Consider the following 16,137-nt stretch of genomic DNA (forward strand, 5'->3'; position numbering starts at 1 on the left):
ACTTTTAACGAGTCAGCCCCTCTGCACCAAGATGTGCAAAGGTTTGGGCAAAGAATGGAATTGCTCTTTAGTTATTTTCAGACGGTCAAAGGGCTTTACTCCTCTGAAAAACATAGTTTTCCCCTCACTTTCTCAAAGCCTCTTTTAATATGGTGACCGGATGTTTTGCTTTTCTTCCCGTTCCGTCCAGTATCTGGTGCCTGCAGCTGGTACCGTTCGCGGCGATAATGGTATCTGCCTCCGAACTCTGTATGGCCGGAAATAATCGTAGCCCCCCTACCTTCATACTTACTTCGTAATGTTCTTTTTCATAGCCGAAAGAACCTGCCATTCCACAACAACCACTGCTAATAATGCGTACATTATAGTTTGCGGGAAGGTTGAGAATATCAAAGGTTACTTTCTGATTGGACAGGGCTTTCTGGTGGCAATGGTTGTGTATTTTTACTTGTCTGGAATCGTCCGTGAACTGCGCCGCGGTAATATTTCCTTTTTGGATTTCGCCCGCGAGAAACTCTTCGATCAGAAACGAATTCCCCGCAATTCTGCCGGCTTCTTCCTTATCCGTAGCCAGCTTCATATATTCGTCCCGGAACGACAGGACAGCGGAAGGTTCGAGACCTATCAACGGGCAGTTTCCGGAAACCATCTCCCGTAATTTTTCTATGTTCCTGTCTGCAGCTTTAGCCGCCTGCTTTAAAAAACCTTTGGAAATAAAGGTACGTCCGCTATCTCCCCTGTAGATATGGATACCGTATCCCAAACCTTGTAAAAGGTTTACTGCATCTTCTCCTATGTTTCCATCTAAATAATTGGTAAATTCATCAATAAATAGCACAACTTCACCTTTTACTTTAATATTATCCGACGTGATCCCCGATTTTAAAACCGGTCTTTTAAATGGTTTTAACAGAGGAAGATTTCTTTCCGGTGAAATGCCTATCACTTTTTTAAGCATGCCCGCCGTAATATTATTCCGGTACAGCTCATTTACCAGCCATGGAAAAACAGAGGCAAGACTATTGAGTTGCGCATTATAGGCAAACGCCTTGTCCCTCAGGCTCGTTCCGTTCTCCTTTTGGTACTGATAAAGAAATTCCGCTTTCAGAGTAGCCATATCCATGTTACTCGGGCATTCGCTGCTACAGGCTTTGCAGCTTAGACAGAGATCGAGAACTTCCTTGATCTCCTGATGGTCGAACCTGTTTTCTTTTTCGGATCGGGTAAGAAATTCACGAAGGGTATTGGCCCGAGCACGTGTAGTATCCTTTTCGTCTTTCGTAGCGTGGTAACTGGGGCACATTGCTCCGGCAGACAAATGGGTTTTCCGGCAATCGCCACTGCCGTTACACTGTTCCGTTGCCCTTAGTATTCCTTCCGATCCTGAAAAATCGAGGAAAGTCCGTATTTCCGGCTCCTTACGGTCCTTCTCATACCGAAGCGATTCGTCCATCGGAGGGGCATATACTATTTTTCCCGGGTTAAAGATATTTTCAGGATCAAAGGCAGACTTTATCTCCGTCAGCAGTTGATAGTTTTCGGCGCCAAGCATTAATTTTATGAACTCCGAACGCACAATTCCGTCACCGTGTTCCCCGCTCAGGGATCCGTTATATTTTTTCACCAGTTGTGCCACATCCGTAGTTATACGACGAAACATGGCCACATCGCCCGAGGTTTTCAGGTTGAGTATCGGTCTTAAATGTAATTCCCCTGCTCCTGCATGAGCATAATAAACCGCTCTCTGGTGATATTTCTTCATCAGGGTTGAGAACTCGGCGATATAGAGGGCCAGGTCATCCAGGGCCACAGCAGTGTCTTCTATACAGGCCACAGCCTTTTTATCGCCCACGATATTGCCCAGGAGCCCCAGTCCGGCCTTCCGGAGTTCCAGTGCCTTCTGAATATCATCTCCGTATAATGCCGGGTAAGCATAACTCTGCCCGCTTTCCGCCAGGGCTTCCACTAACCTGTTTTTCCGCGCTTCCAATATTTTTTCATCATCTGATCGCAATTCCAGCATAAGAATGGCCTGGGGGTCGCCTTCTATAAAAAAACGGTTGGCCATCTGGCTTTTGTTATTTTTGGTGCAGTCCAGTATTATCTTATCCATCATTTCACAGGTAAACAGGTTGTGCTGCATTACCGGTACAACAGCATTAAGGCAGTTTTCAACACTCTCAAAATGGGCCGCCACCATAACGCTGTATTTCGGGGGAAGGTCTTCCAGCTGCAATTTGATCCTGGTTATAAAGACCAGCGTACCTTCACTGCCACAGATCAGTTTACAGAGATTAAGATTTTCCCCATCCTGCTCAAACGGTTTCTGTTTAATGATCTCATCAATGGCATATCCGTTATTTCTTCGGTGAATTTCGGGTTTGGGATATGCACTGCGGATGCGTTCTCTTACTTCCTCAGGCATTAATTTATCATATAAACTCCTGTATATGTTTCCTTCTAAAGTATTTAGTTCAAGTTTTTCTTTAAACTCTTTTTCCGATAATGATTTGAATACTACTTCCGACCCGTCAGCCAAAACAGCCTCTATTTCCAACACCTTATCCCGGGTAACTCCATACTGGATTGAGGTTGTCCCGCTGGAATTATTACCTACCATTCCGCCGATCATGCAACGGTTGGATGTGGATGTGTTCGGTCCGAAAAAGAGGTCGTACAAATGCAGGTATTCGTTCAGTTCGTCCCTTATAACACCGGGCTCCACATCTGCTGTTTTCTTTTCTTTGTCCACATGGAATATCCTGGTAAAGTAGCGTGACACGTCAACTACAATCCCTTCTCCTACACACTGCCCCGCCAGGGAAGTTCCTGCTGTTCTGGGAATAAGCGACAAATTATTCTCCGAAGCATATGCTATCAGTTTTTTTATATCTTCTTTAGTCCGTGGATATGCTACCGCGAGAGGAAGTTTCCGGTATACGGAAGCATCTGTAGCATAGATATTTCGATGTAAATCATCACTTCGTATTTCTCCTTCAAGCTGTAAACCTGCCGATTTTAACATGAGTCTGATAAGATTTGTGTAAAAATAGCGTTGTAATGGCATTAAACAAAGTTAAATTGAACTATATGAGAAAAATATTCTTGTTCTGTATTGTTGTACTTGGCGCTGCTTCCTTATCTCACGCACAGCGCATATCTCCGAATGCTCTGGGATTGCGTATCGGCGACAGTGACGGGTTTGGTGCCGAGGTCTCCTATCAAAGATTATTAAAGAGTAACACCCGCCTGGAACTCGATCTGGGGTGGCGCGATTCAAATCATGTAGACGCTGTTAAACTGACCGCACTCCATCAATGGGTCTGGAGGCTCGATGGTAATTTTAACTGGTTTGCAGGTGCCGGTGGCGGATTGGGTAGTTATGACAATGAGCGACTGGACAAAAGCGGAACTTTTTTATTTCTGGCAGGAGACATAGGCCTGGAATATAATTTCGATATTCCTCTTGTTCTCTCTCTTGATATGCGCCCTGAATTGGGATTTAACGATTACTACAGGGATGATCTCGATCTGGATATTGCCCTGGGTATCCGGTTTCAGTTCTAATACACTGAAACAAAGTAAGTTTTAGGGCTATTCTTCTATTTTGAAACCGGATTCGCAAATATCATCTGGATTTGGATGTAAGAATATTAAAAAAATTCCTTATCTTGAACTATAAATATTGTTAAATTAATAATATCTGTTATGAAAAAAATTGTTTTTTTGGCCGTTTTATTCGTAGGGACTATGGCAACATCTCAGGCCCAGGAGATCTCTCCAAATGCCCTTGGGCTCCGTTTAGGAGACAGTAAGGGTTTTGGTGCCGAAATCTCCTATCAGAGAGCCCTGGGAGCCAATAACCGACTGGAACTCGACCTGGGTTGGAGAGACTCCGACAATGTGGATGCCTTTAAACTTACTGGTTTGTACCAATGGGTATGGAACCTGGAAGGTAATTTTAACTGGTATGCAGGCGCAGGTGGTGGTCTGGGTAGCTACGACAATAACGATATTGACGACAGCGGTGCCTTCTTTTTTATAGCAGGTGACGTTGGTATCGAATATGATTTTGATATTCCTCTTATTTTATCCCTCGATTTCCGGCCGGAGCTGGGTTTTACGGATGAATACAGAGACGGACTGGACCTGGACATAGCTCTGGGTATCCGTTATCAATTCTAAAGATATAATATCGACATTATATTTCAACTCCCGAAAGCTCCGGTTTTCGGGAGTTTTTTTATGCAGTACCGACAGGATCTCAGAAAACATGCCCGATATTTTTCCCGCAATCCCCGATGGATGTGTTTCCCATTGCTTTCACTTCTGTATTTTATCTGTTATTAGTACCTTTAGGTCCAAAATCCAAGAATAATGTCTTTTAAGAATATTTCCCGTGCCTTTTTTCTGTGCCTCGCATTAAACAGCATCCTGATGTCCTGCAACTCCCGGAACAAGGAGCAGGACCAAACTCAAAAAGAGAATACGGAGCACGAAGTCCCGGATAGTATAACTTCATGTGAAACCGGGCTTCCGCAACGGTTTTCCGGTAACCCGGACAGCAGTTCCGCAAGTATTCCGCAAGGAGAAGTTTCGCATGAGGGAATGGTCTGGATCCCCGCGGGAGAATTTTATATGGGGGCTTCCGACGATGAAGGACGGCAGGATGAATATCCCTCACATAAGGTAAGAGTAAATGGTTTCTGGATGGATGAAACGGAAGTAACCAATGCCCAGTTCCGGAAATTTACAGAAGAAACAGGTTATATTACCACGGCGGAAAAAGCACCATTATGGGAAGACATCAAACAACAGCTTCCTCCGGGTACACCTAAGCCCCATGACAGCGTTTTTGTTGCCGCTTCTCTTGTATTCACTCCTCCGGCACACCCGGTGCCCCTGAACAATGCATCGCAATGGTGGAGCTGGATGAAGGGTGCCGATTGGAAACACCCTGAAGGACCGGAAAGTTCCATTGAAGGAAAGGACAATTACCCGGTAGTGCACATCTCCTGGGATGATGCCAATGCCTATGCCAGGTGGGCCGGAAAAAGGCTTCCTACCGAGGCGGAATGGGAATTCGCTTCCCGTGGCGGGCTGAAAGACAACAAATACCCATGGGGGAATGAAGATATAGAAGCGGGTAATCCCAAAGCCAATACCTGGCAGGGAACCTTCCCGAACAAAAATACCGATTGGGATGCCTATCTCCTTGCCGCCCCTGTCAAATCCTTTTCCCCGAACGGATATGGATTGTATGACATGGCCGGAAACGTATGGGAATGGTGTTCGGACTGGTATCACAACGATTATTACCAGCAGTTACAGGATAAAACCACCGACAACCCGAAAGGCCCGGAAACCAGCTACGATCCCATGGAACCTACCGTTCCGAAAAAAGTGATCCGTGGCGGATCTTTTCTGTGTAATGCATCCTACTGCAAAGGGTACCGGGTAACATCGCGTATGAAATCATCTCCTGACACCGGTATGCAGCATACGGGTTTCCGGTGTGTTTCCTCCGGAAAATAACCCGGATAGCAGTACAGTCCGGAATTCAGCCTGCCCCGGAACTGTATCCCAGGCAGGGAACGTAAATTTTTTTTGAATGAAAACCATAAAGATCACCGGGGTTCCGGAGCATTTTAACCTTCCGTGGCACTTTGCTATAGAAGAAGGGGCTTTTAAAGAAAGAGGCATTGACCTGCAATGGAAAGACACTCCCGAAGGCACGGGTAAAATGTGCAACATGCTGCGGGAAGGAGAAACCGACATTGCCATTATTCTCACCGAAGGCATCGTAAAGGATATAACAGCGGGGAATCCTTCCGGCATAGTACAAACTTATATAGAAAGTCCGTTAATATGGGGCATTCATGTGGCAGAGGCATCCGGCTACCGGAAAATCGAAGACCTTCGTAACACTACAGTCGCTATAAGCCGTTTCGGTTCAGGGTCGCACCTGATGGCTTTCGTTAATGCCCGTAAAACAGGATGGGATACTGAAAATCTCAAATTTGAAGTCGTGAATACGATAGACGGTGCGGTCGATGCCCTCACAACCGGCAGGGCAGATTATTTTATGTGGGAACGCTTCATGACCAAGCCCCTGGTAGACAGAGGGATATTTCGTAGTATTGGTGACTGCCCTACCCCCTGGCCCTGCTTTGTCATCGCCGTACGGAATGAAATACTGGAAAAAAACAGGAATGTGATTAAACACATCCTCGAAGTCATAAATATATATACGGAGGATTTTAAACAGATACCCAGTATAGACAGGACCCTGGCCAATCGATTCGATCAGAAAGCCGAAGACATTTCGGAATGGCTTTCCTTGACCCGGTGGAGCCAGTCCCCTATGAACAAACAGACCATAGAAACCGTACAGGACCAGCTTCTGGAACTGAACCTCATTCCGGAAAAACTGCCTTATGAAAAGCTGGTTACCCTCGTGTAGCCCTTGCATTTCAGGTTGTGTATTTCTGTTGGTATACAACCTGAAATCCTATCAAATCACCATCGCACAGGTTCTTTTCCCACACTCTCCAGGTAAGCATTGGCCTTACTAAAATGTTTATTGCCAAACCATAATCCCCGGTTAGCACTCAACGGCGAAGGATGCCCTGTTTCCAGTACAAAATGTTTGCTCCGGTCTATTTTACTTCCCTTTCGTTTGGCGTAACCTCCCCATAGCATAAACACCACATTTTCCTTTTCGTCTGATACTTTCTGAATGACGGCATCCGTAAAATTTTCCCATCCCCTGTTCTGATGGCTCCCGGCCTGGCGTGCTCTCACAGTTAATGTAGCATTGAGAAGCAGCACACCCTGGTCTGCCCAGCGTTCCAGGTTACCGCTCTTGGGATATGGGGTGCCCACATCTGCTTCTATTTCGTGAAAAATATTGATAAGTGACGGCGGATGTGGTATTCCATCGTTAACCGAAAAACAAAGCCCGTTAGCCTGTCCGGGGCCATGATAGGGGTCCTGGCCAATAATCACCACTTTAACATCATCAAAACTACAATGCTCGAAAGCAGAAAAGATCTCGCTTCCTTTAGGATAGCATTTGTGTTGTCGGTATTCGCTTTTAACAAAGTTTATGAGAGATGCAAAATAGGGTTTCTCAAATTCCGGTTCCAGTCTGGCTTTCCAGCTGGCTTCTATGTCTACATTCATTCTTTGTGGTTTGTCTATGCCAAAAATAACGAATCCGGAAAGTATATCAAAAAAGCCGGTGTAGCTGTTATTAACAATGGCAGCAAATTACGGTCCCGCAGTTCTATAGCTTTACTTCGCCTCCGTCTGCTGCAGATTTATATATGGCCTCTACTATACGGATATCCCTGAGTCCTTCTTCTCCGGGTACCAGCATGGGCTTTTTCTGCATAATGGCCAGTGCATCATCATCCATTTGTCTGATCTGCTGCCACGGAAGCTTGTAGCGATGATTAATTTCTCCCAACGGGCTGCTGCCCTTAACTCCTTCATAAGCAGAAAAAGGAGCCATTTCAATATTCCCTTTATCGCACGCTATATTGAGAAAGTTTACATTCTCCCCGAAACTGGTTTTAATATCTGCAAAAACACCTCCGGGAAATTCCAGTCTTGCCACGGCGGTCTCATCGAGACCGTTCTTATAAATTTCCGGTCTGGTAGTAGATAATTCGGCGGAGACCACTGCTACGGGTTCCATGGCAGATCCCAGCCGGGCTCCCTGAATGGCATATACTCCCATATCGTACAGAGCACCGCCTCCCATTTCCTTTTTTTGCTTCCAGTGGTCGGTACGGTTATCCCGGTACCCGGCAGCGCAATTTATATTCCTGACATTCCCCAGTAGTTTTTCCTGCACAATACGCCGGTATTCCTGTGTGTTTGGTTCGTGATGGAGTCTGTAACCGATAGCAAGCGATCTTTTATTCTTATTGCAGGCATCTATCATATCCCTGCATTCCTGTTCCGTAATCGCCATTGGCTTTTCGCACCAGACATGTTTTCCGGCTTCCGCTGCCCTGACGGAATATTCCCGGTGCATAGACGGCGGCAGGACCACATAGACCACATCGATATCCGGATTATCCGCTATCGTATCAAAATTTTCATAATTATAGATATTCTTATCCGGAATATTGTATTTTTTCCTCCATCTTTCCGCTTTGGCAGGGGTCCCGGTTACAATTCCCGCAAGAAAACAGTTCTTGGTCTGCTGCAATGCCGGGGCCAGCAGATCGGTACTATAGTATCCGAGTCCTACGAGGGCTACTCCCAGACGTTCTTTGGATTTATTACCGGCAGATAATAACAGGTTTGGCGTAAGGGCAACGGCGCCACTTCCCAGGGCCATAGTCTTCAATACGGTTCTTCTTGATAAAGAGTTCATGGTTTACAGAAGTTTTGATATCAGACGATTAAGTTAATTATTTTTTACACTTAATCAAATTCTTCCGGAAATTAGTTTGACCATTGACAGCTTATATCATGAATGCACAATAGAAAGGTTCAGACTTCGGCAACTTCATCCTATACACCAAAGGTTTTAATATCCAAGCAGGGTACCAGGCAAGCATGAGCATACCTTTTCGGCCGGAGCGGATACGGAGATAAAAAAGCATAAAAAACGGCTCCGGAAGGCTGCCTCAAAAAATCACCATCTTCAGCGAAGCCGGGGATACCGGATATGGCAGGATAGGATATTCCGACTCCGCCCGAGATAGCAGTATTAAAATATCAGATAGCCGGACATTGAATCGCTACAAGACAATTATTTACTTGCATTATTCAACATCTGCATGTCTTCGGTATCTAGTTGCAGTTTTGGTGCGTCGAAGAGGGTTTGTAATTGTTTTTCATTGGTAGCACTGGCAATCGGTGCGCCGATATGTGGCTGTGCCAGTAGCCAGGCCAGCGAAACCGTAGCCTGTGAAGTCCGGTGCTTCTCAGCTATCTCGTCCAGGGCGGCTATGACCGCCATACCTTTTTCATTCAGGTATTTTTTTGCTCCTCCTCCGCGTACACTCTTATTCAGATCATCCTCCGAACGGTATTTCCCGGTCAGGAATCCCGCTGCAAGTGCCCAGTACGGGAAGACGGTAAGATTATATTTCTCCGCTAAGGGAGCATACTTCATTTCATAATTGGTGCGCTCCACCAGGTTGTAATGCGGTTGCAATGCCTGGTATCGGGGCAGATTGTTTTTCTCCGAAGCCTCAAAAGATGCCTTCAGCCGTTCCGGGGAAAGGTTGGATGCGGCAATATACCGTACTTTTCCGGCTCTTATAATCTCATCATAAGCTTCCAGGGTTTCTTCCACCGGGGTCTTTTCATCATCAAAGTGGGTGTAATACAGGTCTATATAATCGGTCTGCAGGCGTTGTAATGATTTGTCCACTCCTTCCAGGATATGCTTTTTACTGGTATCCACGGGATGCAGACCGGTCTCTCCCCCCACTTTTGTGGCCATAATTATTTTATCGCGATTCCCCCGTTCTTTCATCCATTTACCCAGAATGGTTTCCGACTGTCCCCCGCCTTTGCCATCTACCCAGTACGAATACATGTCGGCAGTATCGATAAAATTAAAACCTTCGGCTACAAAGGCATCCAGTATTTTAAAAGATTCCTTTTCGTTGAGTGTCCATCCGAACACATTGCCACCCAGGTTAATGGGTGCCACTTCCAGATCGGTATTTCCTATGATTACTTTTTTCATTATTACTTGATTTTACGGCTTATACAAAATATTACGTATTAATTTCCCGCAGGCACAACATCGATATGATAGCCATACCTGCCCGGGAATATCAGGGGGGCTACTTTTTCCAGGCGAGGTGGACCAATAAGGTCAGTACCCCGAACCCAAATCCGGCGGCAGAAACCCCTGTCCATCCGAAATATTGCCATACTATTCCTCCTATAAAGGTACCTGTGGCACCACCGGTAAAATACAATACCATATATACTGTGTTGATCCGGTTTCGTTCCGGCGGGTTATCTTCAAAAATAATGGTCTGGTTGGTAATATGTACTGCCTGGATACCCAGGTCAAGAAACAGCGCCCCAATGATAAGGACAACTATACTGCCTGCCCCCAGTCCCAGAAGTACCCACGATAGCATGGCAATAAAAACAGAGACCATAATTATGGTGTTTTTATTCATCGTATCACTGAGTTTTCCTACCACGGTAGCTATTACTGCCCCCGCTATCCCTACAAAACCGAAAGCCCCGGCCTCCCTGCTTCCCATATTGAAAACCGGGGTTTCGAGAAGGAATATCAGGGTTGTCCAGAACACACTGAAACTGGCAAACACAAGGGAACCCCTCAACGCGGCAAGTCGCAGTTTGGGTTTGGTTTTAAACTGCTCTACTATAGAAATCAGCAGTTGTTTGTATGTCCCTTTAAAGTCGGGCCTGATCTCAGGCAGTTTCCACTTGAGGAAGAACCATAATACGGCTATAATCCCGGCAGCTATGAAAAACATGGATCTCCACCCCAGGTAACTACCTATAAAACCGCTTAGCGTTCGCGATCCCAGGATCCCTATAAACATTCCTGTCATCACTGTTCCTATGGCCTTACCCCTGTTACGGTCTTCCGCGAGCTGTGCTGCCATAGGTATCATGAGCTGCGGGATTACGGAAGTCAGCCCGATAAAGAGACTGGACACCTTAAGAGTAGCAGGGCCAGGTGCCATACCGGCCGAAATAAGGGCCGCTATGATAAACGCAAAATCGATGAGTATCATCTTCTTTCGCTTCAGCATATCACCTAACGGGACGATTAGAAATAATCCCATTGCATACCCTATTTGTGTAAGCATCGGTACATCGCTGATGGCGGCTTCCGAAATTTCAAATTCCCCGGCCATATCTGCCAGTAACGGCTGATTGTAGTAATTATTTGCTACGACCATTCCCGTGGTTATTGCCATAAGCAGCAATAACCCGGGCGTTAATTCTTTCTTTTCCAACTTCTTTTTTCTGTTAACAATACCCTAAACGATATAATTGGCCACACCACCGTCTACCCTGAGTGCCGCACCGTTGGTAGCAGAGGACAACGGACTTGCTATATAGGTAACCATATTGGCCACTTCTTCCGTATTGGCAAAACGTTGAATAAGGGATGTGGGTCTTCTCGTTTCGAAAAACTCTCTCTGTATTTCTTCCACGGTTGTTCCTTTTTCCCGGGCCTGTTCATTCAGGTCCTTTTCATTCGCCCTGCTCATCGTAGGGCCGGGCAATACACTGTTTACCGTAACCCCGGAACCTTTACTAAGTCTTGCGAGCCCCCTGGAAACGGCAAGTTGTGCTGTTTTACTAAGGCCGTAATGCACCATTTCGACAGGAATATTCAGGGCAGATTCGCTGGATATAAAAATGATCCTTCCATTATTCTTTTCCAGCATCCTTGGAAAATAATGCCTGGCCAGGCGTATTCCGCTCATCACGTTTATATCAAACATCTCAAACCACTCTTCATCGGTAATATCTTCAAATTTAACCTGGTTAAAAATACCGACGTTGTTCACCAGGATATCCACATCAGGGATTTCCTTCAATAAATTGGCTATGTCCTCCTTTTTGGAAAAATCGGCTGCGATACCGGTAATCCCGTTGTTATTCGTAGCTATTCTCAAATCCTTAATCTTCTCTGCCACATCCATGGCTTTTCTACCGTTTATAATCACATGGGCTCCTTCCGCAGCAAGCCCCTTGGCTATGGCATAACCTATTCCGGCAGTAGAACCGGTAACCAAAGCTGTCTTCCCTTCTAATTGCAAATTCATGATCTTTTATTTTTGTTTAAAAACATCTTGTTATAATCAGAAAAAAGGTGTCTGCAAAACTTTCAGTCATTCCCTCCCAAATCTTTGCGGTTTCGGAAGGTGTACCAAACCGTGTCCCGGGAAACTCAGGCCAATGGGCAACCCGGCAATTGTGTACGTTATCGTTTCCTTTTTCACAATCAAAATTTTATACGAAGTAACAACAAGGAAGCAGGAAGTCCTTTGTAAAAAAACATTATTTTTTTGTAAATTTCCATTATGGAACGTTACAAGCAATTCAACCGGCTTATCGTGAATGATTTTACCACGGATGTCTGGCAACACCCGTTGCATAATCACAATCATTATGAAATCATATTCATAGCCGGGGGGTCCGGGATACATCACCTTAATAAACGCCTGATGCCTTATAAAACCGGCGATTTATACCTGCTGGGACCCGAAGATGAACATGAATTTATTATTGAAGAAACCACCCGTTTTATCTATTTCAAATTTACCAGACGCTACCTGGAGTCTTTTGATTCAGAAAACCCGGCCCAATGGAACCGGTATATCGATGATTTGCTGAGCAGGCCCGAGCGGAAAAAAGGCGACATGCTCAGGATTGCAACCGATAAAGCCATTGTGGCTACTTTACTGGAACTCATTGTCAGCGAATACGGGCGTAATGAGATTTTTGGAAAAAATCTCATTTTTCAGTGGTTCAAATCCATCATAATGGTGCTCAGGAGAAACTGGCGAAGTTGCGGAACCCGTCCGGACCGTTCGGCAGGTTCGGTAATTACGGAAGAGCTATTGGAATATATAGAACTTCATATCTATGATCCTAAAATGTTAAGTCAAAAGGTCATAGCGGAGCATTTCCACTACTCCCGGAATTATATCGGCGTGTTGTTTAAGGAAAAGGTAGGGACATCCTTAAAGAATTACATTCAGCAATACCGCTACAACTTACTCGAACAACGCCTGAAGCACGGCAATACCGGAACCAAACAGCTCGCTCTGGAATTTGGTTTCACCGACGAGAGCCATTTACACAAGTTTGTAAAAGGATACGGAGGAAGGACATTCTCCGAATTGAAGTTACTGGCCTCACAGTCTTAAAGGAATGTTATTTTTATTTTAAAATTTTGTAATAAATCGATGGGAATTTTTATTTTTCTCATTTAAATCCAGGAAATTGCTTCTTTAAATGGATTTATTTATAATGTTTTTATAAGTTTGCGATTATTTATCTTAATCCATAATAACAAATCATGAAAAGGAATTTTTCTGTATTGGCAGGTATTTTTGGTTCCGTTCTATTCAGTTTTGCGCAGCAGAACCCTGAATGCCCACAAAACCTTTCCATTTTTGCAGAACACGCAAAAAACAAAAACTATGATTCGGCTTATGAGCCGTGGAAAATGGTCTATGAAAACTGTCCGGATCTGCACTGGGCCACTTACCATTACGGTGAACGGATATTAAAGGATAAAATTCAAAAAGATCCTGCTAACAAAGAGCAGTATATCAAAACGTTGACAGAGCTGTATAAATCGGGACCAAAATACTTTCCCAAGCGTTACACCGAAGTAGGAAGTCTTATAGACATTGCTCTTTTGACAAATGATAATAAACTGGGATCACAGGAAGAAATTTACGATCTTCTGGACCAGGCTTTCAAAAAGGACAAAGACGCTTTTAAAAATCCGAAAGCGCTGTACCTCTACTTCTCCACACTGGTAGATTTGCAGGCTGCCGGTAAAAAAGACCTCCAGGAAGTATTTGATGTATATGACGAAGTAACTGCCAAGATTGCTGAAGAAAACCAGGAACTTGCGGAAACTATCGTTAAATATGTAGCTAAAGAAGACGAAGGCACCCTTACTGCCAAAGAAAAGCAAATACTTGCGGCTGCCCGTCAAAACGGGGAAAACTATGAAAAGATAAGCAGCAGTATCGATAGCAAACTTGGTAAACTGGCAGATTGTGATAACCTTATCCCGTTGTACCAAAAGAATTTTGATGCACATCAGAATGATGCGGCATGGCTTAAAAGCGCTGCCGGGAGAATGGATTCCAAAGATTGTACAGGAGACCCTCTTTTCGTAAAACTGGTAGAAGCCCTGGATAAGATAGAGCCTTCGGCAAGTTCCAAATACTACCTCGGCTCCCTTTATGAAGAGCAGGGAAATAAAAGCAAGGCCCTGGAGTTTTTCAAACAATCTATCCAGCTGGAAAGCGACCCGATAAAGAAAGCTAACAAGTTGACAAGCATTGCTTCCAAAATGAGCAAAAGCGGACAAAAGTCCGCTGCGAGAAACTATGCTCAACAGGCGCTGGACGTTAATCCTGCCAACGGTACACCTTACCTGATCATTGCTTCACTATATGCCAACAGCGCTAACGAATGCGGTAGCACTACTTTCGAGAAAAGGGCTATTTACTGGAAAGCTGCAGAGATGGCAAGAAAAGCCGGACAGGTTGATCCTTCCCTGAAAAGCCGCGCGGCACAAACTGCTGCAAGCTACGCAGGAAGGGCTCCCAGCAAACAGGACATCTTCAGTGCCGGAATGAGTGGAAAAACAGTAAACTTCAGTTGTTGGATTGGCGGTAGCGTAAAAGTGCCTGATTTATAGTAACTATCTACCCTTTTTCAATCATTACCATACAAAAAACCGGGTTTACACTACACTATGTAAACCCGGGTTTCTTTTTTAAACCACGGGTACGCCGTTTTTCAGGTATCCGGACATGATTTCGTTAAGACATTCCATTTCTTCATACGGCAGTAACTGTACGGCAAGTTCCAGAGCAGTTTTTATTTCCATATAAGGTTGTGGTATGAAGCCGGAGAGGTCGTACTCCGGGTATTCCATAGCCATGACACACACTTTGATCAGGCTTGAGACACCAAACAACACCTCCAAAGGACTCTCCAGTAAAAAACCTGCTTTGTAGTATACCTTTTCGGAATTCTCCTGGTATTTATAAAATTTCTTTTCTATAAGCTTCTCTATCCTCCTTTTTATTTCATCCTTTTCTTCCGCGGATAATGGTACGGCCCGTGGCGAAGGAGATTTCTTTTCCGGGGACCCTGAAACTTTTTTACCTGTTTCACATGCTTTGATCCCTGCATCGAAAAGCTCCCGGATCTCGGTTTGTAGTAACCTGTATTTCTCCTGCAGCAACAGCAGTTCTTCTTTGCCTATCTGGTAGTCATATCCGTATCTTACTTCTTTATAAGCATGGTCAAGTAACTGCAACAACCTGTTTTCTTCTTCATTTCCCGGGTCAAATAGCATCCCGAGTCGCGGAATAAAATCGCGGACATATTTTTGATGCTCTGCAATACTGTGACATATTTTTTCCTTTCCGGTTACCAATATTTCTGCCAGCCGGAAAGCAATTTCCAGGGACTGATGCAACATAAATGCCGCTTGCGGATAGTCTTCCTTATCACAATAAAAATCAGTCCCTTCCCGGAAAGCCCTTATTTTGGTACATTCCGTTTCAAACCGTTCTTTCGCCACGGCCATCACCTTTTCCATATCTATATTTTCCGATGGTGGTTCTATGTGTTCTTCATTGCTGTAAACCAGGTTCCGGCTTTGACAAACACGGATAAAAAAGAGGTTTCCTTCACGCATTTGTTTTTTCATGTATTGCAATGTGTACAGGCGAAGCAGAAAACCCTCCTGTCCCCCCAGTATATCTGCTATTACAGAAGAGTGATCGTGTTGCCTGGGAAAAGTTTTTTCGGAGAATAGTACCAATATCAGCTTTTTACCTTCCTCCATATCGGAGATATAAACATACTCGGCATCTATTAAAGCAGTTATTCTAGACAGTATTTCTTGTATGGCAGTATTTTTCATAAATATTATTTTTAATGATTAGAAAAAGGTCATTTTCAGGTAATGGATTCCCTTTCCCCGCCGACAATCAGGGCGGGAAATATCGCAATGAAAATAAAACCTCATATTTGAATTTAAAATCGGGGCAAGTGTCCGGAAGGGTGGAAAAATCTTAGCTTTTGCGGAAATAATCCCGGAGAATGAATGTCTATACAATCACTTTCGTACATGGGCAACAATTAATAAATAATTCCCAATGCTTGTTTACGCCGAGGTGCGGGCGGGAGATATCCGAACAGATTTCCGGTGCTTCTTCTGTAGCCACGACACATGACTTCAATAAACCGGAGATCGTACTTAAGAGGTTCTGATACCCCCTCTGACGGATATCTACCATATAACCTCCTTTACCCGGACAATATTTCAAATACCGGAAACGGGCCGGAGCAATTTTCCGAAGTTCATTTAATACAATATATTCCTGTTTCATAATGGTG

The 16,137-nt window shown here is 44.5% G+C and carries 14 protein-coding genes; 6 read left to right on the forward strand and 8 right to left on the reverse strand.

Translation table 11 applies throughout. From position 1 onward, the window contains the following. Positions 1-124 precede the first annotated feature (124 nt). The gene (locus ED312_RS04385) at positions 125-3,025 is read right to left on the reverse strand and encodes an FAD-binding and (Fe-S)-binding domain-containing protein (RefSeq protein ID WP_123214794.1); all 2,901 of its coding nucleotides are present in this window, start codon (positions 3,023-3,025) and stop codon (positions 125-127) included. 65 nt (positions 3,026-3,090) lie between these two features. On the opposite strand from ED312_RS04385, the gene ED312_RS04390 reads away from it, so the two are divergent. From ED312_RS04390 to ED312_RS04405, 4 genes are all read left to right on the forward strand, one after another. Then, positions 3,091-3,567 (forward strand): hypothetical protein, encoded by a 477-nt coding sequence (locus ED312_RS04390; RefSeq protein WP_123214843.1) that lies wholly within the window; start codon positions 3,091-3,093, stop codon positions 3,565-3,567. A 141-nt stretch (positions 3,568-3,708) separates the two neighbouring features. After that, on the forward strand, positions 3,709-4,185 hold the full coding sequence (locus ED312_RS04395) for a hypothetical protein (RefSeq protein WP_123214795.1): 477 nt from the start codon (positions 3,709-3,711) through the stop codon (positions 4,183-4,185). A gap of 192 nt (positions 4,186-4,377) precedes the next feature. Continuing rightward, positions 4,378-5,535 carry a formylglycine-generating enzyme family protein gene (locus ED312_RS04400; protein WP_240643021.1) on the forward strand — a complete coding sequence of 386 codons (1,158 nt, stop codon included), beginning with the start codon at positions 4,378-4,380 and terminating at the stop codon, positions 5,533-5,535. 76 nt (positions 5,536-5,611) lie between these two features. Continuing rightward, entirely contained in the window at positions 5,612-6,463 is an 852-nt protein-coding gene (locus tag ED312_RS04405) for a substrate-binding domain-containing protein (protein WP_123214796.1), read from the forward strand. Between the two features lie 56 nt (positions 6,464-6,519). On the opposite strand, the gene ED312_RS04410 is transcribed toward ED312_RS04405, so the two are convergent. The 5 genes from ED312_RS04410 to ED312_RS04430 form a co-directional block, all read right to left on the reverse strand. Next, positions 6,520-7,185: a uracil-DNA glycosylase gene (locus tag ED312_RS04410; RefSeq protein ID WP_123214797.1), complete on the reverse strand. Its 666-nt coding sequence runs from the start codon at positions 7,183-7,185 to the stop codon at positions 6,520-6,522. 103 nt (positions 7,186-7,288) lie between these two features. Continuing rightward, a complete protein-coding gene (locus ED312_RS04415) occupies positions 7,289-8,389 on the reverse strand; it encodes a Gfo/Idh/MocA family protein (RefSeq protein WP_123214798.1) in 1,101 nt (366 codons plus the stop codon). A 381-nt stretch (positions 8,390-8,770) separates the two neighbouring features. Then, entirely contained in the window at positions 8,771-9,718 is a 948-nt protein-coding gene (locus ED312_RS04420; protein WP_123214799.1) for an aldo/keto reductase, read from the reverse strand. Positions 9,719-9,818: 100 nt separating this feature from the next. Next, positions 9,819-10,979 (reverse strand): MFS transporter, encoded by a 1,161-nt coding sequence (locus ED312_RS04425; protein ID WP_240643023.1) that lies wholly within the window; start codon positions 10,977-10,979, stop codon positions 9,819-9,821. Between the two features lie 24 nt (positions 10,980-11,003). Continuing rightward, the gene (locus ED312_RS04430; protein ID WP_123214800.1) at positions 11,004-11,798 is read right to left on the reverse strand and encodes an SDR family NAD(P)-dependent oxidoreductase; all 795 of its coding nucleotides are present in this window, start codon (positions 11,796-11,798) and stop codon (positions 11,004-11,006) included. Positions 11,799-12,056: 258 nt separating this feature from the next. Between ED312_RS04430 and ED312_RS04435 the strand changes: the two genes are divergently transcribed. Both ED312_RS04435 and ED312_RS04440 read left to right on the forward strand, forming a co-directional pair. After that, positions 12,057-12,905, forward strand: coding sequence for an AraC family transcriptional regulator (locus ED312_RS04435; protein WP_123214801.1), 849 nt, complete (start codon positions 12,057-12,059; stop codon positions 12,903-12,905). A 152-nt stretch (positions 12,906-13,057) separates the two neighbouring features. Further along, positions 13,058-14,422, forward strand: a complete 1,365-nt coding sequence (locus ED312_RS04440) for a tetratricopeptide repeat protein (RefSeq protein ID WP_123214802.1) — start codon at positions 13,058-13,060, stop codon at positions 14,420-14,422. 78 nt (positions 14,423-14,500) lie between these two features. Here the strand turns inward: ED312_RS04440 and ED312_RS04445 are convergent, their stop codons facing one another. Further along, a complete protein-coding gene (locus ED312_RS04445; RefSeq protein WP_123214803.1) occupies positions 14,501-15,661 on the reverse strand; it encodes a HEPN domain-containing protein in 1,161 nt (386 codons plus the stop codon). A 187-nt stretch (positions 15,662-15,848) separates the two neighbouring features. Then, positions 15,849-16,130 (reverse strand): hypothetical protein, encoded by a 282-nt coding sequence (locus ED312_RS04450; protein WP_123214804.1) that lies wholly within the window; start codon positions 16,128-16,130, stop codon positions 15,849-15,851. Positions 16,131-16,137: the final 7 nt, after the last annotated feature.

Source organism: Sinomicrobium pectinilyticum (assembly GCF_003725735.1).
Taxonomy (GTDB): domain Bacteria; phylum Bacteroidota; class Bacteroidia; order Flavobacteriales; family Flavobacteriaceae; genus Sinomicrobium; species Sinomicrobium pectinilyticum.

Excerpts from the sequence above, each read along its gene's own strand:
- ED312_RS04385 (WP_123214794.1), bottom strand. The coding sequence starts at position 3,025 with ATGTTAAAATCGGCAGGTTTACAGCTTGAAGGAGAAATACGAAGTGAT.
- ED312_RS04390 (WP_123214843.1), top strand. The coding sequence starts at position 3,091 with ATGAGAAAAATATTCTTGTTCTGTATTGTTGTACTTGGCGCTGCTTCC.
- ED312_RS04395 (WP_123214795.1), top strand. The coding sequence starts at position 3,709 with ATGAAAAAAATTGTTTTTTTGGCCGTTTTATTCGTAGGGACTATGGCA.
- ED312_RS04400 (WP_240643021.1), top strand. The coding sequence starts at position 4,378 with ATGTCTTTTAAGAATATTTCCCGTGCCTTTTTTCTGTGCCTCGCATTA.
- ED312_RS04405 (WP_123214796.1), top strand. The coding sequence starts at position 5,612 with ATGAAAACCATAAAGATCACCGGGGTTCCGGAGCATTTTAACCTTCCG.
- ED312_RS04410 (WP_123214797.1), bottom strand. The coding sequence starts at position 7,185 with ATGAATGTAGACATAGAAGCCAGCTGGAAAGCCAGACTGGAACCGGAA.
- ED312_RS04415 (WP_123214798.1), bottom strand. The coding sequence starts at position 8,389 with ATGAACTCTTTATCAAGAAGAACCGTATTGAAGACTATGGCCCTGGGA.
- ED312_RS04420 (WP_123214799.1), bottom strand. The coding sequence starts at position 9,718 with ATGAAAAAAGTAATCATAGGAAATACCGATCTGGAAGTGGCACCCATT.
- ED312_RS04430 (WP_123214800.1), bottom strand. The coding sequence starts at position 11,798 with ATGAATTTGCAATTAGAAGGGAAGACAGCTTTGGTTACCGGTTCTACT.
- ED312_RS04435 (WP_123214801.1), top strand. The coding sequence starts at position 12,057 with ATGGAACGTTACAAGCAATTCAACCGGCTTATCGTGAATGATTTTACC.
- ED312_RS04440 (WP_123214802.1), top strand. The coding sequence starts at position 13,058 with ATGAAAAGGAATTTTTCTGTATTGGCAGGTATTTTTGGTTCCGTTCTA.
- ED312_RS04445 (WP_123214803.1), bottom strand. The coding sequence starts at position 15,661 with ATGAAAAATACTGCCATACAAGAAATACTGTCTAGAATAACTGCTTTA.
- ED312_RS04450 (WP_123214804.1), bottom strand. The coding sequence starts at position 16,130 with ATGAAACAGGAATATATTGTATTAAATGAACTTCGGAAAATTGCTCCG.